General features: G+C 62.5%; 23 protein-coding genes. 12 read left to right on the top strand and 11 right to left on the bottom strand.

Going from position 1 to position 24087, the window contains the following annotated elements; translation table 11 throughout:
* Positions 1-613 precede the first annotated feature (613 nt).
* Positions 614-1906, bottom strand: coding sequence for an Nramp family divalent metal transporter (locus NKH16_RS23835; RefSeq protein ID WP_352744138.1), 1293 nt, complete (start codon positions 1904-1906; stop codon positions 614-616).
* Between the two features lie 236 nt (positions 1907-2142).
* Here NKH16_RS23835 and NKH16_RS23830 point away from each other — a divergent pair, with 236 nt between their 5' ends.
* Positions 2143-2448: a hypothetical protein gene (locus NKH16_RS23830; RefSeq protein WP_023677305.1), complete on the top strand. Its 306-nt coding sequence runs from the start codon at positions 2143-2145 to the stop codon at positions 2446-2448.
* 105 nt (positions 2449-2553) lie between these two features.
* Here NKH16_RS23830 and NKH16_RS23825 read toward each other — a convergent pair whose 3' ends face one another.
* Positions 2554-3408, bottom strand: a complete 855-nt coding sequence (locus NKH16_RS23825; protein WP_352451452.1) for an aldo/keto reductase — start codon at positions 3406-3408, stop codon at positions 2554-2556.
* A 229-nt stretch (positions 3409-3637) separates the two neighbouring features.
* On the opposite strand from NKH16_RS23825, the gene NKH16_RS23820 reads away from it, so the two are divergent.
* The 4 genes from NKH16_RS23820 (at position 3638) to NKH16_RS23805 (ending at position 6015) form a co-directional block, all read left to right on the top strand.
* Positions 3638-4273: an ankyrin repeat domain-containing protein gene (locus NKH16_RS23820; protein ID WP_352451451.1), complete on the top strand. Its 636-nt coding sequence runs from the start codon at positions 3638-3640 to the stop codon at positions 4271-4273.
* 145 nt (positions 4274-4418) lie between these two features.
* On the top strand, positions 4419-4808 hold the full coding sequence (locus tag NKH16_RS23815; RefSeq protein ID WP_352744234.1) for an ArsR/SmtB family transcription factor: 390 nt from the start codon (positions 4419-4421) through the stop codon (positions 4806-4808).
* Positions 4805-5338, top strand: a complete 534-nt coding sequence (locus NKH16_RS23810) for an SRPBCC family protein (protein WP_352822064.1) — start codon at positions 4805-4807, stop codon at positions 5336-5338. The genes NKH16_RS23815 and NKH16_RS23810 overlap by 4 nt, the downstream gene beginning before the upstream one ends.
* 101 nt (positions 5339-5439) lie before the next feature.
* Positions 5440-6015 carry a dihydrofolate reductase family protein gene (locus tag NKH16_RS23805; protein WP_352451449.1) on the top strand — a complete coding sequence of 192 codons (576 nt, stop codon included), beginning with the start codon at positions 5440-5442 and terminating at the stop codon, positions 6013-6015.
* 64 nt (positions 6016-6079) lie between these two features.
* Here the strand turns inward: NKH16_RS23805 and NKH16_RS23800 are convergent, their stop codons facing one another.
* From NKH16_RS23800 to NKH16_RS23775, 6 genes are all read right to left on the bottom strand, one after another.
* Entirely contained in the window at positions 6080-6880 is an 801-nt protein-coding gene (locus NKH16_RS23800) for a class I SAM-dependent methyltransferase (RefSeq protein WP_352451448.1), read from the bottom strand.
* Positions 6881-7032: 152 nt separating this feature from the next.
* Positions 7033-7941, bottom strand: a complete 909-nt coding sequence (locus tag NKH16_RS23795; protein WP_352451447.1) for a DUF930 domain-containing protein — start codon at positions 7939-7941, stop codon at positions 7033-7035.
* Between the two features lie 183 nt (positions 7942-8124).
* Entirely contained in the window at positions 8125-8874 is a 750-nt protein-coding gene (locus tag NKH16_RS23790; protein WP_352451446.1) for a glucose 1-dehydrogenase, read from the bottom strand.
* Between the two features lie 47 nt (positions 8875-8921).
* A complete protein-coding gene (locus NKH16_RS23785) occupies positions 8922-9926 on the bottom strand; it encodes a sugar-binding protein (protein WP_023677316.1) in 1005 nt (334 codons plus the stop codon).
* 53 nt (positions 9927-9979) lie between these two features.
* Positions 9980-11041 (bottom strand): ABC transporter permease, encoded by a 1062-nt coding sequence (locus tag NKH16_RS23780; protein ID WP_352451445.1) that lies wholly within the window; start codon positions 11039-11041, stop codon positions 9980-9982.
* Positions 11042-11096: 55 nt separating this feature from the next.
* Positions 11097-11837, bottom strand: coding sequence for an ATP-binding cassette domain-containing protein (locus NKH16_RS23775; RefSeq protein WP_352451444.1), 741 nt, complete (start codon positions 11835-11837; stop codon positions 11097-11099).
* Between the two features lie 451 nt (positions 11838-12288).
* Here NKH16_RS23775 and NKH16_RS23770 point away from each other — a divergent pair, with 451 nt between their 5' ends.
* The 3 genes from NKH16_RS23770 to NKH16_RS23760 all read left to right on the top strand — a co-directional run bounded on the left by NKH16_RS23770 (position 12289) and on the right by NKH16_RS23760 (position 16037).
* A complete protein-coding gene (locus tag NKH16_RS23770; RefSeq protein ID WP_352744145.1) occupies positions 12289-13722 on the top strand; it encodes a coiled-coil domain-containing protein in 1434 nt (477 codons plus the stop codon).
* Between the two features lie 132 nt (positions 13723-13854).
* Positions 13855-15417 (top strand): serine hydrolase, encoded by a 1563-nt coding sequence (locus tag NKH16_RS23765; RefSeq protein WP_352744147.1) that lies wholly within the window; start codon positions 13855-13857, stop codon positions 15415-15417.
* Between the two features lie 182 nt (positions 15418-15599).
* A complete protein-coding gene (locus tag NKH16_RS23760; RefSeq protein ID WP_156937356.1) occupies positions 15600-16037 on the top strand; it encodes a hypothetical protein in 438 nt (145 codons plus the stop codon).
* 119 nt (positions 16038-16156) lie between these two features.
* On the opposite strand, the gene NKH16_RS23755 is transcribed toward NKH16_RS23760, so the two are convergent.
* Positions 16157-17098 carry a hypothetical protein gene (locus NKH16_RS23755; protein WP_352744149.1) on the bottom strand — a complete coding sequence of 314 codons (942 nt, stop codon included), beginning with the start codon at positions 17096-17098 and terminating at the stop codon, positions 16157-16159.
* A gap of 265 nt (positions 17099-17363) precedes the next feature.
* Here NKH16_RS23755 and NKH16_RS23750 point away from each other — a divergent pair, with 265 nt between their 5' ends.
* Positions 17364-17804, top strand: coding sequence for a lipid-binding SYLF domain-containing protein (locus tag NKH16_RS23750; RefSeq protein WP_352451439.1), 441 nt, complete (start codon positions 17364-17366; stop codon positions 17802-17804).
* 18 nt (positions 17805-17822) lie between these two features.
* Here NKH16_RS23750 and NKH16_RS23745 read toward each other — a convergent pair whose 3' ends face one another.
* Positions 17823-18455: a TetR/AcrR family transcriptional regulator gene (locus NKH16_RS23745; RefSeq protein ID WP_352617164.1), complete on the bottom strand. Its 633-nt coding sequence runs from the start codon at positions 18453-18455 to the stop codon at positions 17823-17825.
* Positions 18456-19172: 717 nt separating this feature from the next.
* Here NKH16_RS23745 and NKH16_RS23740 point away from each other — a divergent pair.
* Genes NKH16_RS23740 through NKH16_RS23730 form a run of 3 tightly spaced genes read left to right on the top strand, consistent with a single transcriptional unit; the run spans position 19173 to position 22956 of the window.
* The gene (locus NKH16_RS23740; protein WP_352451438.1) at positions 19173-19658 is read left to right on the top strand and encodes a (2Fe-2S)-binding protein; all 486 of its coding nucleotides are present in this window, start codon (positions 19173-19175) and stop codon (positions 19656-19658) included.
* The gene (locus NKH16_RS23735) at positions 19655-20638 is read left to right on the top strand and encodes an FAD binding domain-containing protein (RefSeq protein WP_352744151.1); all 984 of its coding nucleotides are present in this window, start codon (positions 19655-19657) and stop codon (positions 20636-20638) included. The genes NKH16_RS23740 and NKH16_RS23735 overlap by 4 nt, the downstream gene beginning before the upstream one ends.
* A complete protein-coding gene (locus tag NKH16_RS23730; protein ID WP_352744153.1) occupies positions 20635-22956 on the top strand; it encodes a xanthine dehydrogenase family protein molybdopterin-binding subunit in 2322 nt (773 codons plus the stop codon). Before NKH16_RS23735 ends, NKH16_RS23730 begins: the two co-directional genes overlap by 4 nt.
* Before the next feature lie 109 nt (positions 22957-23065).
* On the opposite strand, the gene NKH16_RS23725 is transcribed toward NKH16_RS23730, so the two are convergent.
* Positions 23066-24076 carry a zinc-dependent alcohol dehydrogenase family protein gene (locus NKH16_RS23725; RefSeq protein WP_352744154.1) on the bottom strand — a complete coding sequence of 337 codons (1011 nt, stop codon included), beginning with the start codon at positions 24074-24076 and terminating at the stop codon, positions 23066-23068.
* Positions 24077-24087: the final 11 nt, after the last annotated feature.

Raw genomic sequence — 24087 nt, 5'->3', positions numbered from 1 at the left:
CGGAGTTTGCGGCACATCGCCCACAATTGGTTCATTCAATGCGCCGCAGCGCGCTGAAAACCCGCCACAGCGCCTTCAGCCGCGATGGCGCAGCGCGTCGGACAGAGCGCATGAAGCCGGCCGGACATATAAGGCAAGTCGCCCTCGGACGCTCCCGGCGCGACGTCGAGGAACTATGTCCCGATACCACGATCCTCGACGGCCTAGCGGTCCTCGGGGAGGATGCAAGCGAGGCACAGGCCACGGCGCTGGAGTGGCTCCGCGGCATGCAGTGAGTCAGGCCAATTTGATTCAAATCCGGCTGTGGATATTTGCTTTTAGCTAAATCGAGGCGGTCATCTTGCCGGCGGGCGGGCAACAGGGAGATGCCTATGACAAGCGACTTTGCCGCCGCACACCTGCACCTTGAACGAGCCTGCCACTATTTGAGCGGCGAGGACGAGACGAGCCGCACGGCTCGTGCGGCTCTGGATCTCCTGATCGATGCAATTGTCGCAGCGCAATACAAGCGGCCGGTGGGAGATGTTGTGGAGTTTCCAAGGCCGGCAAAGCTGGGGCAATCCGCAAGCGGGAACGGGTAGTCCAACTGGCAGCGTCCCTTGTCCTGCCGGATTTACATGAACCAGGTTGCCACCAGGCCGATCGTCGCCGAGAAGATGGCGACGGTCGTTGCCCAGCCGAGTATGTTGGTGCTGCGGCTGTTAACCTGATCGCCCATGATCCTGCGGCTGTTCGTCATCAGCATGATGAGCAGCAGCAAGGGCGGTGTCGAGAAGCCTTGAACGATGCCGGACCAGACCAGCGCCTTCATCGGATTGAAGCCGAGAAAGTTCAGGCCAGCGGCGATCGCCGTAAAAAATCCGATGGCGAGGTAAAATTTGGGCGCCTCTCGAGCCCGGGCGTGCAGGCTGTTTTTCCAGCCGATGGCTTGTGCCACGTCATAGGCAGCGCCGGTGGTCATGACAGGAACCGCTAGGAAACCGACGCCGATCACACCTGCGGCGAACAGAACGCTTGCGGCCTGGCCGGCGAGCGGCCGCAGCGCCTCCGCGGCTTGCGCGGCCGTGTCGATATCGTGATGCCCCGCCTTGTAGAGCGTCGCCCCCGTCGACAGGATGATGAAATACATGATGAGATTTGAAAACATCATGCCGATGAGGATGTCCCGGCGCGAGCGGCGGAGTTCGCTGTCGGTAGCGCCCTTCCTTTGGCTGAGCGTTGTGCGCCCCTGGGCAATCTCCTCCTCCACCTCCTCATTGGACTGCCACGTATAGAGATAGGCGGACAGCGTCGTACCGATGATGGCGACCAGGATCGACAGGAACTCCCGGTTGAATTCGATCCTGGGAAGCAGCGTTCCGCGCAGCACCGCCGCGGCATCCGGCTTGGCCAGAATGGCGGCACCGACATAAGCGAGCAGCGCCAGCGCCAGCCAGCGAAAGATGTTGCGGATCAAAGTATAGGAGCCGAAGACCTGGAGGGCGAAGATGAGGGCGGCGACGAACAGCACGATCAGCGGAATGGGAAGCGGCACGAATATGTTGATCGCCGCCGCCATTCCACCAAGATCCGCCGCTGCCTCGATGGTGTTGCCGACGAGCACACCCAGCAGCACCGACCAGAGCAGCCACCGCGGGTAGAAGTCCTTGATGACGTGGAACAATCCGCGCCCCGACACCTGGCCGAGCTTCGACGACAGATAGACAACCGCGTACATCATCGGCAACGTCACCGGGGCCGTCCAGAGCAGGTCGGGTCCGAAACGGGCGCCGGCACTTGCATAGGTGCCTATAGCGGAACAATCGTCGTCGGCCGCCCCTGTTATCAGGCCGAGGCCGAGCGCTCGTCCTATGCCGCCCTTGCCCTCCTTCGGTGGGATGGAATGATCGGAACCGGCCTGCCTCATTGCGAACGGACCGGGTTGCGAACGAAAGACGCGGCCTGCCATGCAATAATGGTAAGGATGGGTCGCGGCGCTGGTCTCATTTTGCTTCCTTCAACAACTTGCCCAAACCCGGCGTGCCATGACTTGTTCCGCGACGACCGGACAGGGGTTTTGTCTCAGGCAAAAAAGTTCAGGTTGACCACTTCCGAACGCGAAGCGACTATCCGTTCGAGGCGAAGATCGCAGGAGGAAATGCAATGGACGAGCCCGGTCAGTGGCGCCACATGTCGAGCGCGCCAAGGGACGGCAGCAGAATCCTTGTCACGGTTCGGCCGTCCGAGCAGGGTCCGGCCGAGGTCGACATGGCTTACTGGGCCCGCGCCGATCAGTTCGGCAGCGAAGGCTGGCGCGCCTCCGACTCGTCTCCAGGACGCATCGTCGAATATGCCGAACCCGAACTGAAGTGCTGGATGCCGCTGCCGTCGGCCAATCTCAGCAAGGGATCGATGCCGAGCCCCTGGGAGGGCGAAGATGTGCCGCTGGTGGATGGCTCGGGGATATGAGCTAGCGGGAAGGGTCGTTTTGATCGCTGCCGGGACAGCGCCCCCCTCTGTCCTGCCGGACATCTCCCCCACAAGGGGGGAGATTGGCAGCTTCACTGTCGGCCCTCAGAACAGGAATGCGGCTGTAGCGGGGTTCGGGCCGGTGCGGCCGTCGGGCGAATCCATGCCCCGGATAAGCTCGAGGTCCTTCGCTTCCAGCTCGAAATCGAAGACATCGAAATTGGCGGCGATGCGGTCCTGGTGGATCGACTTTGGAATGACGATCAGCCCTTCCTGAAGGTGCCACCTGACGATCGTCTGCGCCACCGACTTGCCGTGTTTCCTGGCGATGCTTTCAAGCGTCGGATCGCTCAACAGCCGGCCGCTGCCCAGTGGGCTCCAGCTCTCGATGCGGATGTTGTGCCTGTCGTGGAATTCACGTTTGTCACGCTGCTGGAAGCGGGGGTGGAGCTCGATCTGGTTGACGGTCGGCGTGACGCCGGTCTCGCCGATGATCCGTTCGAGGTGGTCCTGGTTGAAGTTCGAAACGCCGATCGACTTGATCCGGCCTGATTGCCTGAGTTCGATCAGCGTCTTCCAGGCCTCGACATATCTGTCCTGGCTGGGCACCGGCCAATGGATCAGGAACAGGTCGATCTGTTCGATGCCGAGCTTGCTCATCGTTTCGTCGAAGGCGCGCAAGGCGGCGTCGCGCTGATGCGCGCCGTTGCGCAGTTTCGAGGTGATGAACAACTCGCTTCTCGGCACGCCGGCCGAGCGGATCGCCTGCCCGACACCTTCCTCGTTCTGATAGCCTTCGGCGGTGTCGATCAGCCTGTAGCCGGCCTCGATTCCCCAGCGCACCACCTTGGCGGTGATGGCTGGATCGACCTGCCACACGCCGAGGCCGATTTGCGGAATGGCGGAGCCGTCGTTCAATCTGATTTGTTCAGGTCTATTCAGGGTAATCTGTTCAGGCATGTTCAGGTCCTTCTGCATCGTTCCGCCCGGCGCAGGCTCTATCTAGTCTGAATGGCCGCCAAAGCCAGTCGATATCAGGAGAATGTGAGGAGACGGACGTGAAGCGCTGATCCTCCGCTTCGGGCCGACAGCTCTCTGTGACCCACGGACTCCAGGGAACTCTATACAGGACGACCCCACTATCGCGGATTCTGTGGTATTCTGTGGACTATCCGAGGAGGCGACTGCGTTGACCAACAGCTTGGAAGCCGAAGGGGCAAGAGACTGGTCGCCCCTGCTGGTCGCGGCAGAACAAGGCGATGCGGAGGCGGTTCGATCGGAATTGGCGGCTGGCGCCGACATCAATCAGTCGGACGACGGCGGCTGGTCTGCACTTCACCTTTCAGCCCTCAATGGCCGCACAGCTGTGGTGGAGGCGCTGATCGAAGACCCGGAAATCGACGTGAATGCCAGAAACAAGTGGAAGAGCACGCCCTTGAGCCTTGCGTCGGCCAAGGGACATTACGCGTGTATCGCAGTCCTCGTGAGACACCCCCAAATAGAGATCAACGCGCGAGCTGACTACTACGGCAGAACGGCTCTTATCGAGGCGGCGAAGAACGGGCATCTCGAAGTCGTCAAGTTGCTCGTGGAGAATGGCGCGGAAGTAAATCTGACCGACAAGACAGGGAGAAACAACGCGCTCATCGAGGCTATCAAGGGGCGGCACTACGAGATCGCGGAATACCTGCTGGATTCTGGGAAAGTGAGCTTTATCAACAAAGAGATGAGGCTAAACGCCCTGATCTGGGCTGGCAGCTGCCACAACCCTCAGCTTATCGAAAAGCTGGAAGCCGCGATCCACAGTTTCTTCGACGGCAAATAAGGGCCTCGCCCTTACTGTCGCGGGGCGCGTCCGTATCTCCCGTCACGTCGACACGTTCGACGGCGCAAACGGCCCCGCGGCGCTTCACATAAATTATTCAACCAAACGGTTGACTATCTCAATGCATGCGTCTATATTCAACTACATGGTTGAATTAGAGACACCCCAGATGGACGCGGTTTTTCACGCCCTTGGCGACGCCACCCGGCGGCACATGCTTCGCGATCTCGCCGATGGCGAGAAAACGGTAAGCCAGCTGGCGGAACCCTTCCCGATGTCGCTCGCGGCGGCCTCCAAGCACATCAAGGCGCTGGAGAACGCAGGGCTTATTCGTCGAGAGGTGAGGGGCCGCACGCATCTGTGCCGACTAGCCCCTGGACCGCTGGCCAGCGCCCATCAGTGGCTCAGCTTCTACGAGCGCTTCTGGACCGGTCGTCTCGATGTTCTCGAACGCCTTCTTCGCGAAGAGGACGCACGCAAAGCCCAGGATAAGTCCAGGAAATCGCCCAACCCGAAAGAAGGAGACGAGCAATGAGCCAGATGAGAACCATCGACGCCTATGGCGAGCTGAGCGAGCCCGCCACGTTCACCATCCAGCGCCTCTTGCCCGGCCCCATCGAGCGCGTCTGGGCCTATCTCACCGAGAGTGACTTGCGCCGGCAATGGATGGCCGCGGGCCAGATGGAAATGAAGGCCGGCAGCCCGTTCGAATTGGTCTGGCGTAACGACGAGCTGACGGACCCGCCTGGCCAGCGCCCCGCGGGCTTTCCCGAAGAGCATCGGATGGAGGGCCGGATCACCGAACTCGATCCGCCGCGCAAGCTTTCCATCACATGGGGAAACACCGGCGGCGTCTCCTTCTTGCTGGAGGCGAAGGGTAACGATGTGCTGCTCACCGTCGTTCATCGCCGCCTGCCGGAACGTGCAATCCAGCTCAACATCACGGCCGGCTGGCACATACACCTCGACCTGCTGGCCGCCCGCCTGGCGGGCAAGACGCCGACCTCGTTCTGGGACGGCTGGAGCCGCCTGCGGGAAGAATACGACCGCCGCCTGCCGGCCTGATGTAACTCGCGGCGGCCATCCCTGAGGTCGCCGCCAGCAACACGAAGCAACGCTGAAACGATGAAACGTGCTTGCATCCGGCAAGCCTGATGGAGGAAGTCATGCGCAAATTGATCGCTGGAATGAAAATTTCCGTCGACGGCAAGATGGAGGGGCCCGAGGGCTATGCCGATTGGGTCGACGCGTGGTCGGACGAATACGGCCTGACGCCGCAAATCGACGCTTGCCTGCTTGGCAGCGTCATGTATGCCGGCTACGAGCGCTACTGGAGCGCCATCCAGAACGAGCCCGACAAGCCGCTGCCGATGACCGGCAAGTTACCGAAGCCGGCCGAGCTCGAATGGGCCAGCTTCGCCGCGCAGACGCCGCATTATGTGCTGTCGAACACAATGACTTCGGCGGCCTGGCCAAAGACGCGCTTCGTGCGGAATTTCGAGGATATCGCTGCGCTGAAACAGCAGCCCGGCAAGGACATCTACCTTATGGGCGGCGCCCGAATTACCGCGAGCCTTATCGATGCCGGGCTGGTCGATGAACTCAGGCTGATCGTCTATCCGCTGCTCGCCGGTGACGGAAAGGCGCTGTTTGGGACGGCGAAAAATCGTCGTGGGCTCGAACTGCGCAAGGTCGAACAGCTTTCGGACGGCCGCGTCGGGCTGGTCTACGGGATCGGCTAAAGCGCGTCGCGTTCGATCGGCCTCATGCGATGCGCTTTTTGCGCGGCATGCATTAGCGCCAACGTCAGGCAACGACGCCGCGGCAGGCCCAGGCGACATTGGCAAAGGACCTCGGGCCGTCGGGCCGGCCGGCCTCGTAAGCGTCGCGCATGGCGGCGTCGGTGCGCGCCCGCTCTTCCGGGTCGAGCGCGGCCACATATTTGCCGAGCGGCCCTTCGCCGGCGGCAATCGGCGCCCAGTAATCATCGAAATTTTGGTAGTTCATGCGGATCATCAACTCGGTTTCCGTAACGTCGCGGAGACCCTGTTCGACAAAGGTCCGTTTCATTTCACCCGGCTGCATCATCGGCTGCGTGCAATAGCGGGCACGCAGCTGGCGTCCGCCTTCACTGAGCACCGCCACCGTGTCGATCATCATGCGCATCCCCGGCATGCCGCCGAGATGGTCCCATACCGTCGCCGCGACGACGCCGCCCGGCCGCACGACGCGGCGCATCTCGGCGACTGCCTTGCCGGCTTCGGGCACGAAATGGAGCACGAGCAGGGCCAGGGCACGGTCGAACGCGCCATCCTCAAAGGGCAGGGCGCAGGCATCCGCCTGACGGATTTTTATCCGCGGATCGGTGTTGCGCCGGATTGCCTCCTCGACGAAAACGGCCGAAAAGTCGATCGCCGCGACCTCGCCGAGGTCAGCGGCCTTGACGAGCGCGAAGGTCAGGCTGCCGGTACCGCAACCGACGTCGAGGATGTTTTCGCCGTCGGCAAGCCCCACGAAGTCGATGAACAGCGGCGCGAGTCTTTGGCTCCAGCGGCCCATGAGCTGCTCATAGCCGGCAGCATGATGAACGTTGAAACTTGAAGTCATCGAAGCCTCCTCCCAAAGCCGTATGCTAGACTTCGGCGGCCGCTGACGAAAGCCACTTTTCGCGCGTGTTGGTTCGGCAGCCCGGAGCGCGCGAAGACATCGCCGGCCGGATTTGATGGCGCCGGCCAGCCAGCCTCCGTGGCCTCGACCACCTATTCGGCGGGTAGCCCGCGGCGCTTCCATTCGCTGCGCGGCACCGGATCTCCGACACGGAAGGCGAAGGAAATGACTTTCGTCGCGTCCGGATCGACCTCGCAACGATAGCTCAAATCGTACCACTGCCCGTTGGCACGGAAGGCGGTCCTGGGAACTTGCATGATAGTGCCTTCCTTCAGCCTGAATGAACGCAAGAGGTCGGGAAAATAGGGGGGCGAGGCGCGGCGCAACTGTTCGCGCAATTCCGTGAGGCAGAGCTGACCGATCCGCACGGGGCGGGGTATATTGCCCATTGCGCTTGTCGCTATCGGATCACCGGTTGCTGCTTCCGAGAACAACGTCTTGGCTTGCTGAAGCTTCAAGGGTTTTTGCTCCTTGACGTTCGCTGGCTTGGGCTTAGGCGGCGCGGATGCGCCAGGCGACGGAGCCTGGTCTTTCCCCTCGACCGCTGTCACGGCAGGTGGCTGTGCAAGATCCTGGTTACTGGGAACTTGCGGCGCTAGCGATTGTTCCGAACCATCCTCCGCACTGTTGCCGTCCAGAGACTTGCGAGGACCGGCGTCCTTCTCACCGAATTGGAAGACAGGTCTCTGCGCGGTGACCTCACGGCTCGTCGGCGTCTCGACCTTGGCTTCCGGCTGCTTTTCCGGCTTGGGCGGTTCAGCGGGGGAAGGAGGTTTGGTTTTTTCCGGCGGTTTAGGCGGCGGCACGATATCCACTGCGATGGCCTGCTCCTTCTGCGGCTGCGGGGGCGACAGCGGCAGTGCGGACAAAAGAAGCGCGGCGGCGAGCAAATGCACGACCGCGGAGGCAGGCAAGGCCCACCCGAATACCCGGCGCTGATCCCGTATGTCGTCTCTCATCGTGACCGGTGTGTGGAATGAAATATTGGCGGCATCAAGCATCGATGCCGCCGGACGTCGAAATAACCCGTTGCGAATCGAAAGTCGGCGGCTGCAATACGGCGCGTCATCCAATCGTCTGGCGTCGGCGTCCGTGCAGGGGACCGGGCCAGCAGCGGATGCAGCAAGTCGTCATTTCAGGCGGCTAGCAGGCACGCCCTGCCGGCACGGTGTCACCGGTTGAAATCACAGGGAAACCGATAGCCCGCCGTCAACCGCGAGCACGTGCCCGTTGACGTAAGCGGCAGCGTCGGAGGCGAGAAACACCACGGCTCCGCCGAGCTCCTCAGGCTGGGCCCAGCGGCCCGCGGGGGTTCGTGCCTCGACCCATTTGGTGAAGGCCTCGTCGCGCATAAGTGCGGTGTTGAGCTCGGTGGCGAAATAGCCGGGGGCGATCGCGTTGACGGTGATGCCGTGACGGCCCAGCTCAGCGGCAGTGGAGCGTGTCAGCCCGTGCAGCCCCGCCTTTGCCGCCACATAGGCGTGAATGGTGGGACGGCCAAGGATCGCTGCGACCGATCCGGTGTTTATTATGCGCCCGAACTTGTTTGGCAGCATCAGGCGCACCGCGTCGCGCATCATGCGGAAGCAAGCCGACAGATTGACGGCAACCACATGGTTGAAATCCTCGTCCTGCCATTCGACCAGCGGTTTCCGATGCTGGATGCCGGCGTTGTTGACCAGAATATCGAGGCGGCCGTGGCGTTCGACGATTCCTTCGAGCGACGCCCTTGAGATCGCCGCGTCGGTGACATCGAACGGCAGGGCTTCTGCACCGATCCTTTCGGCGGCCGCGGAAAGGGCGGCCATGTCGCGCGCATTGACGATCACCGTCGCGCCGTTTTCCGCAAGTGCCTTGGCCATGGCAAAACCAAGACCACGCGAGGCACCCGTGACCAATGCGACACGGCCCTTGAGCGAGAACAATTCCGGCATTGAGATCCCCTATGAAAAGGGCGGGAGTTTCCTCCCGCCCAAAAGCACTATTTGGCGACGCAAGTGTCGGCTGTCTCCGGAGTGCAGACATCGAGGCCTGTGTAGGTCGGGTCGGCCGGCGGAGCCTTGCCCTCCTTCATTTCCTTCAGCGCCATCATCGTCTTGTAGCCCATCTCGAACGGCCGCTGGCCGACCTGGCCAAGGGAGAAACCTTCCTTCATCTGGTCGATCTGTACCGGAAGCGTGTCGGCAACGACAAGGGCCAGGGCTTTCGAGGCGATCTTGTCCTTGTACGGTGCGACCGCGGCGCGGTTGGCATCGGGAATGAACTGCGGGAAGCCACCGGTCGGGACGAATGCGTCGAGGTTCGGGTTTTTCGCCATGATATCCTCGAACTGTTGCACCGAAAGCGGGAAATCATCGTTGGTGTAGAGCGGACAGCCTTCGATTTCAGTCCAGCCGTTCTGGCCCGTCAGCCGATCCCCGGGCGAGGCCGCCGATTTGGTGCCCGAAAGTGTATCGCGAATGCCCTGCATGCGCTCGTTGTGGTTGGCCGCCGCGGCGCCGCCGGACTGGATGCAGATCGTGCCGCCTTTGGGCTTGATCTGCATGACAAGCTTGGCGAGGTTCTCGCCGATCTCATAATTGTGCGTGCCGATATAGGCGACGCGAAGATCTTTGTTCTCGGGCAGGAGGTCGGAATCCCAGGTGAGGACCGGGATGCCGGCTTCCTTGGCGGCCTGCAGCGCAACCGCCATCGCCGCGGCGTTCGATGGCGACACGGCGATGCCGTCCACCTTCTTGGCCACGAGGTCCTGCACGATCTGCACCTGCTCGTCGCCACCACCATGCTCGCCGGGGCCGATATACATGCACTCCACGGCGCCATTGGATTCGGCCTCGGCTTTCTTGCAGCCGTCGCGTGCCTGGTCGAAGAAAGGATTGTTCATGTTCTTCGGCACCAGGGCGAAGGTGTATTTCGCCTGGGCGCCGGAAACGGCGAGCACCATTGCGCCAAGCGCGACGGCGGCCGTGAGCAGATGTTTTTTCATGTGACGTTCTCCTCCTTGGTGTGATGTCCCGCAAGCCTCCCGCCGGCGGGTTTCTAGCGGCGTTTTTTGGGCATCAAGACTGCCAGCGACGCGGCGAGAATCGATTTGCCGCCGGTTTGCATGCCCAAGAGAACCGCAAGAACGATGAAGGCGCCGACGAAGGCACCCTGCCAGTTTGAATCGATGCCGGCCATCAGCAGCGCATTCCTGATCACCTCGAGGAAGGCCGAACCGATGATCGCACCGAAGGCCGTGCCGGCGCCGCCCATGAGACTGGCGCCGCCAATGACTGTCGCGGCGATCACGCGCAGCTCGTAGCCCTGGCCCATGGCATTGATGGCCGAGCCGTTATAGCCAAGGAGCAGGAGCGAGGCGAGCGCGGCGGTGAAAGCCGAGAAGACATAGGCCTGGAATTTAATCCAGTTGACCGGAACGCCGGTGAGCCGTGCCGCCTCCTCATTGCCGCCGATGGCGAAGAGATGCCGGGCCCAGGCTGTGAAGTTGAATACGAAGCCGAGAATCAGGGCCAAGATCACCATGGTCCAGAATTGTGACGACAGTTCTGGTATCCAATGCGGTGCCCAGTCGTTCGGACCATGCCGCGGCCATTTCCACTGACCGATTGCCTTCACGATCGGAGCATCGGGCCCGAACTGGTAGAGCATCTGGTTGGCCGAGAATACGACCGCCAGCGAGCGCGCGACGGACAGCATACCGAGGGTGACCACAAAGGACGGCATCCCGACATAGGCGACAAAGAATCCGTTGACCGCGCCACAGGCCAGACCGGAGAAAAGGCCCATGGCGAAGGCGACGTACCAGGGATAATGCCAGGTGAGGAACAGGCCGGCGACGATGACCACGAGACCCATGACGGAGCCGACCGACAGATCGATACCGCCGGTGATGATGACGATCGTCATGCCAAGTGCCATGATGCCGAAAGGTGCGAAATTGCGCGTCACATTGGCGACGTTTTCAGACGTGCCGAAGCTCGGCTCCATCGCAGTCATCAACATGACGAGCGCGATGAGCGCGATCATCACCCAGAAGGGCTGACTTGAAATCACCCGTTGGAGAACTGTTTTTTCCTTGGTCGGGACGAAATCCGACATTACCGGCCGGCCATGTTCTTCGACTGAGCCCTGAACGCCAACTGACTCCTGAACACTATTCGCCACGGATGGCCCCCGTTATCAGTCCAGTGATTTCCTCGGGCGATGTTTTGTCGGCTGGCTTGTCGGCAACTTTCGAGCCCCGCCTGAGGACGATAATGCGATCTGCCACGGCGAACACGTCAGGCATTCGGTGACTGATCAGCATGACGCCGACTCCTTGTGCTTTGAGGCGTCGGATCAGTTCGAGTACTTCCGCCACCTGGCGCACGGAGATGGCGGCCGTTGGTTCGTCCATCAGCACCAGCTTGGCATTTGAAAGCCGGGTCCGCGCGATGGCGACCGCCTGGCGCTGCCCACCCGACATCTTCCTGACGAGGTCGCGCGGCCGGGTTTCCGATTTGAGTTCCTTGAACAGCGCTGCCGAGCGATCGATCATCGCCTGCTTGTCAAGAATCCTGATCGGCCAGAAGCCTTTCTTGATCTCGCGCCCCAGAAAGACGTTCTGCGCGGCCGTCAGATTATCGGCGAGCGCCAGGTCCTGATAAACAACTTCGATCCCCTTGGCGCGGGCCTGCACAGGCTGGTGGAAGTGGCACACCTCGCCCTCGACTACAATTTCGCCGTCGCTCGGAGGAAAATTCCCGGCCACAGTCTTGACTATCGTCGACTTGCCGGCGCCGTTGTCCCCCATCAGACCAACGACTTCGCCTCGCTCCACCTGGAAGCTGACGTCAGTCAGGGCCTGGATAGCCCCGAAATTCTTGGAGACGTGGCAAACCTCAAGCACCGGCATCGCGGTCCTCCCGGGACAACATTTATCGGTCTTGTCCCTGGTCAATGCACAGCAGCTAATCAGCGAAACGTATTCAACACAATCATTTATTAGGTCAGGCCTTCCGGCCGTAACGCGCCTCGTCCAAGTGTGACTTGTAGCTGCTGCAGAGCACCGAGGCGCTCGGCCGATCCGTACAACAGCCACCAGGCGATCCTCATGCTTGCGCCGCTTCATATCCGTTTCGGGTGAAATGAGTGGGCATTTTTCGAGCGGTGCCAACGCCTCGGGTATGGAGCGCGGCAGAACACGGCTATGCGTCATTCAAACACACGAGGACAGTGGCCAAGCCTGTCCCTAGCGTGCGTCGGCCAGAGCGCACGTCAGGAGATGAACCCGCATTCGGGGGAGGCGAGGGTCAAGTGTTGAAAATCCGCTCCTTAACGGCGCTGCACGAGAGGGATATTCGGTCATGAATTTCAAAGGTTTGATCAAGCGTGCCGAGACTGTGGAGAGAGCGTTCAAGGAACTCGAAACCGATTTGGCGGATGCGTTTAGCGAATGTCTCAATGTGGACGATCAGTCGCCGCTGAACGACGTCACTGTGCCGGATGAAACTGTATCGGATGAGAATCTCCCGGCAACGGATGACAACTCGCAGCTCGAGGCCAATGCGGACGCCTTCGAGACCGCACGACGGCTGTCCCCCCATACGCAAACCCGGCTGGCTGCCTTAAGTGCGGTCGATGGGCTCTTTCACGACGCGCAGGAGTATCTGGGGGAGATCAATGCGAAACTGTCGGAGATCGCGACCTCGCATCATCTGACGGGCGAATTTCTAAAACTGCTCCACGGCGACATTCTTCGCGCCAACGAATTGGAGCTGGCAAATACCGGCCTGACCGCGCAGCAAAGAGTGCTGTCCGAACAGCTCCACGAAGCGACCAGAAAGCAGCGCGAGCGCGACAGCGCTATCGAGGCCCTGCAGCAGCACGAGGCGAGCCTGGTCGAGGACAAGGAAGCACTTCGCGGCGCGCTGGCGGCGGCAAGGCTGGAACTCGTCGTGGCAGGCAATGCGAGCGCAAAACGCGAGGCCGAGTTCGGCGAGCTTGTCAAAACGCTCTCGGCCAGAGCGGTCGAGGCCAACAGACGCTCGCGCGAGAACGAGATGCTGCGGGAGAAGCATGTCAGTCTGTCGATCGATCTCGACAAGGCGCTGAAACGGGAGGCCGAGGCGCGGCACAGGCTGGACGAACTCTCGACCGTCCATGCCAATGACGCCGCGCAGGTTTCCGAACTGCTGGCCGCGCTTGGCAAGAGCGAGAAAGAGGAAATGCGGCTGCAGAAATCGCTCGATATGGCGCAGACGAAGCTATCGGAAATAACGGAAGCGGCCCGCCTCAGGGACGGTGACAGGGAAGCCGAGCTTGCACGCAGTGTCGCGGAGATGACCGGCTTGCGTTCTGAAATCGAGGACCTTCGATCGCGGCTGGAAGCCGCCTCCAACCACAACAGCGAAGCCGTCACCGAGATCGCCAGGCTCAAGGCTCAAGCGAGCGACGCGGTGGCCGAAAAGCAAATTGTCGAGCAAAAATTGTCCGCTCTCACGAAGGAGAGCGAACACGACAAGATGAACCTTTCCGCGGTCAGCGCGAATTTTTCGCAGCTTTCCCTGCAGCAGGCATCCGAACAGATACAGTTCGACGTCCAGCGGCAGGAATGCGAGGATCTGCGAGCCGAAGTCGCGTCGCTTCAAGCCCGGGTCAAGGAACTGTTGCCCTATGAGCGGCTCCACAAGGCCACCAACGCCAGACCGCGTGAAGACGGCGTGGTCGAGATCACCGCCGCGGTGGCGGAGAAGGCCCGCGCCAGCAGGCGGCGCCTTCGCCTGCGCGCTGCTTCGTAGCTCAGGCGCGGCTGTCTGAATTTCGACTGGTGTGAAGCGGATATCCGTCAAAGGATCGCGGGTCGAGCGTGAGGCTGGCCTTCGCTGCGTCGGCCTGCAATAGTGCACGCCGGTGAAGCGGAGGGGCTGAGCATGCGGCTGTTCACAAACCGGAATCACCTCCGGTGGAGGATGTTGGCCTTCATCGCCCTCATTACGCTTTCGCCGAAAGCGGCGTCGGCCGATACCATCCCACCCGACAGGATCGCCGCGGCCATTGCGAAGCTCGAATTGCTGGCCGAAGGCGTCGTCGCGGATGGTAGCGTGCCCGGTCTGGCCATCGGCGTCGTGCACGGCGACGAGGTGATCTTCCTCAAGGGGTTCGGGCATCGCGAAGCCGGAAAACCGGAGATCGTCGATGCTGACACGGTCTTCCAGATTGCCTCGCTCTCCAAGCCGGTCTCCGCCACCGTCGTGGCGGCGCTGGTCAGCGACGGGATCGCTTCGTGGGATTCCAAGATCGCCGACCTCGATCCGGCTTTCCGGCTCGCTCAGCCCTATCCAACCAGCGAACTCACGGTCCGCGACCTGTTTGCGCACCGCGGCGGGCTTCCCGGCACCGCCGGCGACGACCTCGAGGACATCGGCTATGACCGCGCGGAGATCCTGCGCCGGCTGCGGTTCGTGTCGCCGTCATCGAGCTTTCGTGCGGGTTATTCCTACAGCAATTTCGGACTGACCGAGGGTGCCGTCGCGGCCGCGAAGCCGACGGGTAAATCATGGGAAAAGGTCGCCGAAGAGAAGCTCTATCGTCCGCTTGGAATGGCCTCGACCAGCTCCCGTCATTCGGACTTCATCAAGCACGCCAACCGCGCCGAGCTTCACGCCAAAATCGATGGCGCCTGGACCGCGAAAGTCCAGCGCTATCCGGATGCGCAGGCGCCAGCAGGCGGCGTCAGTTCCACCGCACGCGACCTCTCGCAATGGATGCGCCTTGTGCTCGGCAACGGGGTCTATGCCGGCAAGAGACTCATTGCCGCCGATGCGCTGGACCAGACACATATTCCCTTGACGGCTCGCGGCAAGAATCCCGTCTCCGGAGGCGAGGCCTTCTACGGCCTCGGCTGGAATATCGAATTCGGCCGGCACGGGCTGATCTGGGGTCACGCGGGCGCCTTCAGCGCCGGCGCACGCAGCCTGGTGATGCTCTTCCCCGAGGAGAAGCTTGGCATCGTCGTCGTCGCCAACGCCTTTCCGACAGGCGTGCCGGAGGGGCTGTCCGACAGCTTCGCCGATCTCGTTTTCGACGGAACGCTGGGGAAGGATAAGGTAAAGGCATGGAATAATATCTATGCGAGCATGTTCGGCCCGGTGATTGCGGCGGCCAAGGCTACCTATGCCGCGTCACCCTCTCCAGCAAGTCCGGCCGAGCCGGCCAGTGCCTATGAAGGCCGTTACTTCAACGACTTCTTCGGCGAAGCTATTGTGTCGGGCGAAGGAGACACTCTTGTCCTCAAGGTCGGGCCCGCCGGCGCGCGGTCCTATTCGCTGAAGCATTTCGACCGCGACCTCTTCGTGACCTTCCCCGATGCCGAGATGCCGGACAGGCCCTCGGCCGTCAGCTTTGCCGTCGGCCCCGACGGCAAGGCGTCAACCATGACCATCGAATTTCTCGACGACAATCATCTCGGTACGCTGCAGCGCGTGGGGGACTAGGGGTCAGCACCCAACCAATCCGAACGACCGAGTTCGACCCCATTGCGGACATCCAGTAATTCCGGCAAACGTCAGCCGGAACTGTCGTGCGCGAAGGTTGTGAAAGTTCCATGATGTTGAGGGTACGTGCTCTCTATGCCGTCATAGCTCTGTCCCTCTCTGGTTGCGCGGGACTCGGCTCGTTGAAATACCAAGGCGTGGTGGAAGGAAGACCCCCGACCAGTCTTGGCAAGCAGCTTCCATACGGAGAGTATTTCAAGGTGGAGGTGTCATCTACCATCGACATCACACAATATTTGGAAAGGTCGAGCAGAGAGCACGTCTATCTGCTCGCACGGCTATGCCCTGCCTCCGGCCAAAAGGACTCGAAAGTCATCGCATTCGGGCCGTTTGAAACTCGTCAGCGCCAACAATACGACATCTATCTCGTGGCACGACATCCTGAATCCGGCATCCGATACAGCGACACCTTCCTTGCAGAGTTCGGCGCCTACGACCTCAAGAGGGACAAGCGCGACGTCTGCATCAAATTTTCCGCTCCAGGGTATCCTGCCGCCGTACAATCCGAGGAGTTGCGAGTTCCTGCCGAGGTGTTCAGTCGCAATGCGAATGCCGAGTAGGTCCGCTTTCCATCCATCTCGGCCATTTGGCGGCAGCCAGTTGATCGAGTTTTGCTCCCAGGCCGCCGGACTCAAATTGAACCGTGCCGCCGGCGCGTTCTCAACTCACGACGCCGCGCTCAACTCAAAGACGCCGGGCCGAACTGGAGCAATTTGAAGCAATCGCCGCTTCCCGACTTCAACTGCGTCAGGAAGGGTTTCGACCGGTCGAGCCATTCCTGGTGCGATCTGGCATCGGCTTCGATTTCATTGGCCGGTGCAAGCTTGACGAAGCCGCGCCCGTTGCTGAAAAGCCAGCACGCGCGGCCGAGAAACCGCCTGCTGCGCTGGCGCAGGAGGTCGGCATCATAAAAGACGTCGAGCACCTCCTGCTTGATCTTCCGCTCCTTTTCGGGATTGGCGATCGCAACCTCGATCGGCCCGCCGCCGATCGCATCCTGCAGGTCCTTGTAATCCAGGCCGATCTGGGTAGTGGCATATTTGATATCGCTCTCGTCCCGGACGATGTTGAACCATAGCGTTGGGTTGAGCTCGTTGACGACGAACGATGCTTCGAAATCGCGTGACAGATTCAGGATATCGAACCCCTGAACATCGACGTCGCGCTCGACCAGAAGGATCTGCGAAACCTGCTTGGCGAGCGCCGTTCCGTGGGCGCTGACGGCGGCATTGTTTCCGCCGTGTTCCGGACTGACATAGGCACCGCCATCATCCAGCAGCGCGTCGAATTCGCCGAGGGCCTCCACGACAGCGCTGCCGCGGGCAACACGCGCCGCCAGTTTGGCGAGAACCTGCTGGATCTCCGTTTCGCGTTTGCGCTGGTCCTGATAATTCTGCTGAAAAAAGAAGATGAACAGGGACACGCCAATTCCGATCAGGATCACGCCCAGCTGCGAAAAGATATTGCGATAATATTCCAGCAGCTTTTCACGATGGCGTACGTCGTCACGCACACTGTGCGCCACGCGAAGATTGACGATCAGCGAAACGACCAGGAGCCCGGCGCCGACCAGGATCAGGCCACCGATCAGCAGGTAGCCATGGCGTGAGTTGAAGTCCATTGCTTTGCCGCGCTCCCGAAACCCCAGACAGCGCAGACTAATACCATTCCGCCTCAACACCTACGATCATCCCCACCATTCGGCCACTGTTCTTACAGCCAGGACTACGCTCGCCATCCGCCTCGTTTCGTGGCGGTCTTCTCGCAGCCGGATTCAGGCCGCGTGCTTGGAACCAATGACCGGCGAGACTGTTCAGCTATGACTTTGATACGACGCCGACGTGCCCGGCCGGCTGGGCATGCGGCGATCTTGAGGAGTTCTCATCATGAAGATTTCGTCCAGATTTCGTTCAGTCGCAGTTGCCGTCATCGCTGCGGCGGCAGTTAGCTTTGCCAGCGTCGCGCATGCCGACAGCGGTACGATCCGCTTCGCCGTCTACAAGGCGGCCTTTTTCATCGGCGGCTCCGGAGGCGAGGGCACACTGACCTTCCATGGTCGCCGATATCCCATCTCGGTCGGCGGCATCTCGGGCGGCCTCGCCTTCGGCGCCTCCAAGACCTATTTCAAAGGTACCGTGCGCCACATACGCCGCGCCCGGGATGTGACGGGGGTGTACGGTGCAGCGGGCGGTGGCGGCGCGCTCGGCAAAGGAGCCCAGGTGATCGTCATGACAAATGACAAGGGCGCCCAACTCGAACTCACGGGCAGGCAGGTAGGCCTGCAAGTCAATGCCGATCTCAGCGGTATGAGCATCTCGCTGAAATAAGGACAGTCACTGCATTCGTTATTCCTTGGATGGGTCGGATTTGGCCGCTCCAAACCGCAGCCCATCCATCAGCAGCGACACCAATCGGCGCGAGCGGTCGCGCCAGTCCTTGGTGTCCGGGGCCGAATAGATGCCGCCCAGCGCATGCAGCACGTCGGAGGCATCGACATCGCCGCGGATCGAGCCGTCGGCGACCGCAGCATCGATCAGCCGCCGCAAGGCGAGTGTCACCCTGCCGGAAACGTCGGAGAACAGGGTTGAGTTGGTCGTGAGCAGGATGCGCAGGCTTGTCGACAGCCCGCGCTTGGTGGCGATGTAGTCGACGAAGCGCTGCATCCATTGTTCGAGCGCCATGTCGGGCGCATGATCGTGGGCGAGTTCGTCGGCCGCCTGGCACAGTCCTTCCACTTCGCGCCGATAAACCACCTCGACCAGGTGCTCGCGGGTTGGGAAATGCCGGTAGAGCGTGCCGATGCCGACGCCGGCCTGGCGCGCAATCTCCTCCAGCGAGGCATCGACGCCTTGCGCGGCAAAGGCTTTTGCCGCGACCTCGACCAGCGCATCGCGGTTGCGCTGCGCGTCGGCGCGCAGCGGTTTTGCAACGGCGGCTTCGGTTTTGTCTCCAGAAATGACGGGCGGCTCCGCGGCCAATTTTTTCTCCAGTGCTGATCCGAAGCATACCCGGATAGGCAGGCCCCGTTTCAAGAACGCAGACGCTTCCACCTTCGTTACGTCTCCGACAAATATAATCGCAAGTAAATATAATCACAGGATCGAGTCTGGGCCGGCGTTCCGGCAGGCGAGGCATCTTGCCCGCCTCCGGTGCACGGCCCGTGGATGACGTCCGGTGGATGACGACGGAGGATATTTCCTCGCGGCCGGCACTCGTCATCTGTTCGGCCGATGCCGTGGGGCAAAAATGAGCCCATGTTGAGCACGATCCCCTCAGGATCATTGGACTGTCCTGCCCCTACAGACAGTTCAGAGAGCACCACCGGCTTGGGCCGGTGGTGCTTTTTTGTCTCCAGACATGACGGCCGGCTGCCCTGCCAATTTCCTCCAATTTTGATCATTTTCGATCCGGGGCTTGAACAGGGCGGAGCAGGCCCTTAGGTAATAAGCGGAGGCGCCTCCGATTGTGGAGCGCCTTTCTCATGTAATCACGGGATCGGGTATGTCACGTCTTTCGACCTCCCAAGCCGCAGCCCTCCCGGAGCTCGCGCCAAGTCGAACCGACCCCCTCTGCCCTGCCGGGCACTTCCCCCAAGGGGAAGATAGCCTTCACCTAGCCATAAGCTGATCTTGCCGCTCGCCGGCCGGGCACCAGATCATCCCCTCCCGCGTCAAGCAACTGGAGCCAGACGCCCCATGACAAGCAAAACCCGAACTCCAATCCAACTTCGAATCAACGGACATCGACATGAGCTGGAGGTCGAACCGCGCGTTACCCTGCTCGACGCCTTGCGCGACCATCTCGGGCTGACCGGCACCAAGAAGGGCTGCGACCAGGGCCAGTGCGGCGCCTGCACCGTTCATATCGACGGCCAGCGCGTGCTGGCCTGCCTAACGCTTGCCACTCAGGCTGAAAGCAGGGACATCACCACCATCGAAGGGCTTGCCGGGGAGGATGGCACGCTGCATGCGGTGCAGGCCGCCTTCCTCGAACAGGATGCCTTCCAGTGCGGCTATTGCACGCCGGGCCAGATCATGTCGGCGGTCGCCTGCATTCGCGAAGGCCATGCCGGCTCGGATGAGGAGATCCGCGAATACATGGCCGGCAATCTCTGCCGCTGCGGCGCCTATCCGCATATCGTCGCCGCCGTGCGCCAGGCGGCCATGGAGGCCGCGTCATGAGGGACTTTTCGTATCTCCGCGCCGGCTCCGTCGATGCAGCCCGTGAGGCAGCAGCACTTCCCGGCGCCATGCTTCTGGCCGGCGGCACGACGCTTGTCGATCTCGCGAAATGCGGCGTTGCCGAACCCGAGACCGTGGTCGACATCACCCATCTCAAAGGACTGGACACGATTGCCGTTGATGACCGGGGCGCCACGATCGGCGCGCTGGCCAGGATGAGCCGCGTCGCCGACCATGCCGATATCAAGAGCCGGTTCCCCGCAGTCTCGGAAGCATTGTGGCAGGCGGCATCGGCGCAGCTGCGCAACATGGCGACGATCGGCGGCAATCTGATGCAGCGTACACGCTGCCCCTATTTCCGCGATCCGGCAAATTTCCCCGCTTGCAACAAGCGCTCGCCCGGCAGCGGCTGCTCGGCGATTGGCGGCGTCACCCGCGGCCATGCCGTGCTCGGCACCAGCGAGGCCTGCGTCGCCACCTATCCCGGCGACCTGGCGGTTGCACTCGTCGCCTTCGACGCGATCGTCCATCTCGGCGACCGTCAGATCGCCGTCGATGATTTTTTCCTGTTGCCGGGCAGCACGCCCGAAAGGGAACATGCGATCGAGCCCGGCGAGATGATCACCGCGATCGGCATTCCCGCTTCGGCGGCCGCCCGCCGCTCGACCTATCTCAAGGTCCGCGACCGCCAGTCCTATGAATTCGCCGCGGCAAGTGCCGCGGTCGGCATCGAATTCGAGGCCGACGGAAGGACGATCCGCGATCTGCGCGTCGCGCTTGGCGGCGTCGCCACCAAGCCATGGCGCGCCCTTGCCGTCGAAGAGGCGCTGAAAGGCAAAGTGCTCGAGCCGGAGGTCGTCAGGCAGGCCAGCCTGCTCGCCGTCGAGGGCGCCGTCGACCATGGCGCCAACCACTACAAGATCGAACTGGCGCCGCGCGTCGTCGCCCGCGCCATCTTCAAAATGGGAGAAACGGCATGACCGTTCACGAGTTGAGAACAAGACCCGGCGATGCCAAACGCGGCGACGCTTCGGACGGTGCCGTCCTCGCCGACCAGGTCGGCGGCCGGCTGTCGCGCGTCGACGGCCCGGCCAAGATCACCGGTGCCGCCAAATACGCCGTCGAGCAGCAGCTCGAGGGGCTTACCCATGCGGTGCTGGTCGAGAGCACCATTGCCGCCGGCCGGGTGCGTTCGATCGACACGGCCGCGGCCAAGGCGTCGCCCGGCGTGCTGCTGGTGCTGACGCCCGACAATATCCTGCCGCTGAGAACCGCAACGGACTGGCTGGGCACGCCGCCGCCGGACGTCGCCTATTGCCCGCTGGCGCGCGACATCACCTTCAGCGGCCAGCATGTCGCGGCGGTGGTGGCCGAGAGTTTCGAGCAGGCGGTCGCCGCCGCGGCGCTGGTCAAGATCGCCTATGACGAGGCGCCGGCGATCGTCGACCTCAGCGATCCAAAGGCCGGCGACGGCATCCCCGTCGATGCGATGACCAAGGAATGGGGCGAAGCGGAGACAGCGTTCGCCTCGGCTCCGGTCAGGATCTGCAACGCCTACAACACGCCGCGCGAATACCAGGCGCCGATGGAGCCGCATGGCCTGATCGCAAAGTGGCAGGGCGACCAGTTGACGGTCTGGGAGCCGAGCCAATGGCTCGACGGCATGGCGCGGACCTATGCCGAATGGTTCGGCGTGCCGTTCGAGAATGTACGACTGGTCTCGCCCTATATTGGCGGCGGCTTCGGCTCCAAGGCGTTTGCCTATGGCTACGGCGCTGTAGCGGCAGTCGCCGCGAAAATGCTGGGACGGCCGGTGAAGCTGGCGGTCACCAGGCCGCAGACCTTCACCGCCTATGGCGGACGGGCGGCGACGCGCCAGACCGTGGCGCTCGGCGCCAACGCGGAGGGCCAGATCCAGTCGATCGTGCATCGCGGCGTCAACGAGACCTCGGTCGACGGCATGTGGGTCGAGCCGCTCGGCTCGGTCACCTCGGTCATGTACGCGACGCCGAATTTCTCGTCGCGGCAGAACGTCGTGCGGGTCAACACGGTGGTGCCGGGGGCATTGCGCGCGCCGGGCGAGAACCCGAGCGCCTTCGGCATCGAAAGCGCCATCGACGAGCTCGCCTACGAGGTCGGTATCGACCCGCTGGAAATCCGTCTCAGGAACTATGCCGAGCAGGATCCGCATGCGAAGAAGCCGTGGTCGACACGGCAACTGCGTGAGGCCTTCGCGGCCGGCGCCGAAGCCTTTGGCTGGTCGAAGCGGAACCCCCGGCCGCGTTCGATGCGCGACGGCAACCAGCTGATCGGCTGGGGTGTCGCGGCAGGCACCTACCCGGTGCGGCGCGCCTATGGCGAGGCGGTCGTGCGCATTCTCGCCGACGGCTCGGTCGAGGTCGAAAGCTCATCGATCGACATGGGGCAGGGCACCTACACGATCCTGGCGCAGACCGCCGCCGAGGTGGTGGGCGTGCCGGCGGAAAACGTCGTCGTCAAGCTTGGCGATTCCCGCTATGCCCGTGCCGGCGTCACCGGCGGTTCGCGGCTGGCCGGGGTGATGACCGGCGCCGTCCACAAGGCGGCGAGTGCCGCGCTCGACCAACTGATCGGGCTCGCCATCAGCGATCCGGCTTCGCCGTTCCATGCACTGCAGGCCAACACGCTCGTCGTCGCCAATGGCCGCGTCGCTTCACCGCGCGGCAACGGCCCCGAAGTTTCCATCGCCGAACTGCTCAGCAGCGTCGGGCGCGAGCATATCGAGGCGAAGGGCGACACCATGCCGGCCAATTCGACGGTCGAGGACCGCTACAAGAACTACACCACCATAGCCATGGCGCTGCCGCACACCGAGGGCGACTATTCCCGCCACAGCTGGTGCGCGCATTTCATCGAAGTCCGCGTCGACGAGGACTTTGGCACGGTTCGCGTCTCCCGCGTGGTGTCGGCGCTGGATTCGGGCCGGCTCTACAACCCCAAGCTCGCCGAAAGCCAATGGAAGGGCGGCATCATCATGGGCATCGGCCAGGCGCTGCTCGAGGAGGGCATCGTCGACCGCCGCCACGGCCGCATCGTCAACAACAATCTCGCCGACTATCTCATCGCCACCAATGCCGACATTCCCGACATCGAGGTGATCTCGGTCGGTATTCCCGATCCGCATTCCTCGGCGCTTGGCGGCAAGGGGGTCGGCGAGCTGGGCATTGTCGGCGTGGCGCCGGCGATCGCCAACGCGGTATTCCACGCCACCGGGAAAAGGGTGCGGGACCTGCCGATCACGCTGGAGAAGCTGATTTAGGCGGAGGTCGGGACTGTCGGCGCATTGGCGATTGGCGAAAGCCGAGGTGACGACCGATCTCCCCACGAGAGGGGAGATCGGCAGCTTCAACGCTCTGCCTTTTTCAGGCTCACCACGACAGACTGAACGCGAGCTTGCCGAAATGCCGGCCGCCGGCCGCCATGTGGGCGTAGGCCTCGGTCGCCTGGTGCTGGCTGTAGACCGTGTCGATGACCGGATCGATACGGGCGGCGCCGATGGCGCGCGCCGCGTCGCACAGGTCGGATACCGAACCGGTGTTGTTGCCCACAACCTTGAGTGCCTTGATGATGATCGGCAGCAGGTTCGTGGTGGCCTCGGCGCCGGTGACGAAGCCGATGGCGAACACCGTGCCGCCGGGCGCCGCGGCATTGATGGAGCGGGCGAAGGTAGCCGCGCCGGCGGTTTCGACGATCAGATCGGCGCCGAGCCCGTCGGTCAACTCGAGCACCTTGGCGTCCCAGTCCGGCGTCTCACGATAATTAATGAGATGATCCGCACCCAAGGCCTTGGCGCGCGCCAGCTTTTCGTCAGACGACGAGGTGATGATGACCGTGGCGCCGGCTGCCTTGGCCAGCTGCAGGGTCAGGATCGAGACACCGCCGGTACCGAGCAGGACGACGACCGACCCCGGCCCGACATCGGCGGCGCGAAGCGCATTCCACGCGGTGGTGCCGGCGATCGGCAGCGTCGCTGCCGATTCGAAGGACAGATGCGCCGGCATCGGCACGACGGCATTGGCCGGCAGCGCGACGTATTCGGCGAGCGAGCCGGGCAGTGTCAGCCCGCGCATCTCTCTGGTCTCATAAGGCCGCGGACGGCCGCCGATCCAGCGCGGTTTTGCATGGGCGATGACGCGGTCGTTGATGGCGAGCCTCGACACGCCCTCGCCGATGCCGACGATCTCGCCGGCGCCGTCGACGACGGGAATGAGCGGAAAGCTCGGACCTGGATAGTTGCCGCTCGCTATCGCGACATCGACAAAATTGAGGCTTGCGGCGCGCAGGCGGATCAGCACTTCGCCGCGCTGCGGTTCAGGCGTGGGAACGGTGGCCGCGCGAAACGCGTCCAGTCTCGGGGCAGTCAGTTCGATCGCTTTCATGTCTCACTCCG

It is taken from the genome of Mesorhizobium sp. M1307 (assembly GCF_040318155.1).
GTDB lineage: Bacteria > Pseudomonadota > Alphaproteobacteria > Rhizobiales > Rhizobiaceae > Mesorhizobium.
Note: the sequence above shows the minus strand (reverse complement) of the source record. Positions and strands in the feature narration are given on the sequence as shown.

What these genes read in the sequence shown, in the direction of transcription:
- NKH16_RS23825 (WP_352451452.1), bottom strand. Translation starts at nt 3,408, where the DNA reads ATGCCTGAACAGATTACCCTGAATAGACCTGAACAAATCAGATTGAAC.
- NKH16_RS23830 (WP_023677305.1), top strand. Translation starts at nt 2,143, where the DNA reads ATGGACGAGCCCGGTCAGTGGCGCCACATGTCGAGCGCGCCAAGGGAC.
- NKH16_RS23735 (WP_352744151.1), top strand. Translation starts at nt 19,655, where the DNA reads ATGAGGGACTTTTCGTATCTCCGCGCCGGCTCCGTCGATGCAGCCCGT.
- NKH16_RS23770 (WP_352744145.1), top strand. Translation starts at nt 12,289, where the DNA reads ATGAATTTCAAAGGTTTGATCAAGCGTGCCGAGACTGTGGAGAGAGCG.
- NKH16_RS23815 (WP_352744234.1), top strand. Translation starts at nt 4,419, where the DNA reads ATGGTTGAATTAGAGACACCCCAGATGGACGCGGTTTTTCACGCCCTT.
- NKH16_RS23730 (WP_352744153.1), top strand. Translation starts at nt 20,635, where the DNA reads ATGACCGTTCACGAGTTGAGAACAAGACCCGGCGATGCCAAACGCGGC.
- NKH16_RS23740 (WP_352451438.1), top strand. Translation starts at nt 19,173, where the DNA reads ATGACAAGCAAAACCCGAACTCCAATCCAACTTCGAATCAACGGACAT.
- NKH16_RS23725 (WP_352744154.1), bottom strand. Translation starts at nt 24,076, where the DNA reads ATGAAAGCGATCGAACTGACTGCCCCGAGACTGGACGCGTTTCGCGCG.
- NKH16_RS23835 (WP_352744138.1), bottom strand. Translation starts at nt 1,906, where the DNA reads ATGAGGCAGGCCGGTTCCGATCATTCCATCCCACCGAAGGAGGGCAAG.
- NKH16_RS23790 (WP_352451446.1), bottom strand. Translation starts at nt 8,874, where the DNA reads ATGCCGGAATTGTTCTCGCTCAAGGGCCGTGTCGCATTGGTCACGGGT.
- NKH16_RS23800 (WP_352451448.1), bottom strand. Translation starts at nt 6,880, where the DNA reads ATGACTTCAAGTTTCAACGTTCATCATGCTGCCGGCTATGAGCAGCTC.
- NKH16_RS23775 (WP_352451444.1), bottom strand. Translation starts at nt 11,837, where the DNA reads ATGCCGGTGCTTGAGGTTTGCCACGTCTCCAAGAATTTCGGGGCTATC.
- NKH16_RS23755 (WP_352744149.1), bottom strand. Translation starts at nt 17,098, where the DNA reads ATGGACTTCAACTCACGCCATGGCTACCTGCTGATCGGTGGCCTGATC.
- NKH16_RS23805 (WP_352451449.1), top strand. Translation starts at nt 5,440, where the DNA reads ATGCGCAAATTGATCGCTGGAATGAAAATTTCCGTCGACGGCAAGATG.
- NKH16_RS23780 (WP_352451445.1), bottom strand. Translation starts at nt 11,041, where the DNA reads ATGTCGGATTTCGTCCCGACCAAGGAAAAAACAGTTCTCCAACGGGTG.
- NKH16_RS23795 (WP_352451447.1), bottom strand. Translation starts at nt 7,941, where the DNA reads ATGCTTGATGCCGCCAATATTTCATTCCACACACCGGTCACGATGAGA.
- NKH16_RS23785 (WP_023677316.1), bottom strand. Translation starts at nt 9,926, where the DNA reads ATGAAAAAACATCTGCTCACGGCCGCCGTCGCGCTTGGCGCAATGGTG.
- NKH16_RS23810 (WP_352822064.1), top strand. Translation starts at nt 4,805, where the DNA reads ATGAGCCAGATGAGAACCATCGACGCCTATGGCGAGCTGAGCGAGCCC.
- NKH16_RS23765 (WP_352744147.1), top strand. Translation starts at nt 13,855, where the DNA reads ATGCGGCTGTTCACAAACCGGAATCACCTCCGGTGGAGGATGTTGGCC.
- NKH16_RS23750 (WP_352451439.1), top strand. Translation starts at nt 17,364, where the DNA reads ATGAAGATTTCGTCCAGATTTCGTTCAGTCGCAGTTGCCGTCATCGCT.